General features: G+C 58.2%; 2 protein-coding genes. Both read left to right on the top strand.

What is annotated here, in order from left to right:
* Positions 1-86: 86 nt before the first annotated feature.
* Positions 87-401, top strand: coding sequence for a hypothetical protein (locus ACXJ7R_RS33010; RefSeq protein WP_457155456.1), 315 nt, complete (start codon positions 87-89; stop codon positions 399-401).
* Positions 402-1,011: 610 nt separating this feature from the next.
* A partial coding sequence (locus ACXJ7R_RS33005) for a Crp/Fnr family transcriptional regulator (protein WP_457155455.1) occupies positions 1,012-1,324 on the top strand: 313 nt, incomplete at its 3' end.

Raw genomic sequence — 1,324 nt, 5'->3', positions numbered from 1 at the left:
GACCACCCAAATGCAGCGGGTGATGCGATCATCGTTAGAAACATGCTCCCTATGGTTGAGGCGCTGCTCGCGCAGGTGCAACCGCGTTGAACAGCCGCCCCGCGCAAAATTTCAATTGCGCAGGCGGGGTGACGGAGGACTTCGTCAGCGTCTCGAACTCCACCTATCATTTTCCGCATGCGATCCGCGATTCCAGCAAGGTCGCGCGCGGGCAGGAGATCGAGTTGATCGGCGAGGTCACGCGCATCGATGAAGACAGCTTGACGATTGACCTGAGGTCGCTGGTGAGAGTCAAGACTGACAAGGTCCGGTTTGGTCGAGAAATGCCGGGCTCCGGCCCGCAAGAGGCGGCTGCAAGACATCGCCGATTAGCCTTCCTTAGAGAGCCGGCGCCGCGGTAGGGGACCGGTTGACGCGGGCCTGGCTGGTCTCTTTGGCCAATCGGCGCGATGGCGATCCTGTGTGCGCGCTACTATGATCTGGGCTTTCTCGGCTTAAAGGGTCGAGGTGTTCGTCTGCGCAAACCTGATCGAACAGGCGTTGGCAAATAGCCATATCGTCGGATAGACAGGTGCGATCAAAACGCTGGTCCATGACCCGAACTCTCAGGCCGCCATCATCGCAAAGCAGGCGGGCCCCATAGCCGACCGGAGGAAAGTTGGGCGACAGTTTGGTCGCTAAAATAACGCGCGGTCGTTCAGCGATGTTCCCGGCTGGAAAAGTTTGGTGAATTTCGTACGGTGGACGCTCATTTCTCATTTGGCGGCAGGTGGTGATCCTCCAGCGCCTGCTGAAGATCGGTCCCCCATCGGCCTTCGCTCTGTCGCGAACTGAGCAGCCAGGAGCATCAATTGTCTATTGCGTACAGAGCCGGACTCTAGCTGTCGAAAACCGTATACCTCCGGCATCGTTGCTGGAAATGTTGGGCGGAGACGACTGGGAGACGTGCGCTCTTGCCCTTAATTCTGGGCGAGGGTGCACCGACAGGTTCGTTCGAGCAGAAACGTCTTGATGCGCCACCTCGATTCGGCCGATCTCGCGCGTCTCGAGCCTCATTTTCACAGCACCTTCCTCGAACTGCACGCACCGCTCGAAACTGCCGGAAAGCCGATCGAATGCGTATACTTTGTCGAGAGTGGTCTGATTTCCGTGGTTGCCAAGAAGCGAAATGGGCTCGACGCAGAAGTCGGTATCATCGGCTTTGAAGGCATGACGGGATCGGCCCTCGTAATGGGTGATGACCGCGCCACGCACGACTGCTTTGTTCAGATGACCTGCGAAGCGCTGATGGTTGAGGCTACGCCATTCCAGGCGGCACTAAACG

It is taken from the genome of Mesorhizobium sp. P5_C1, assembly GCF_054049815.1.
The sequence above is the reverse complement of the archived record's forward strand: the minus strand, read 5'-3'. Positions and strand labels throughout refer to the sequence as shown.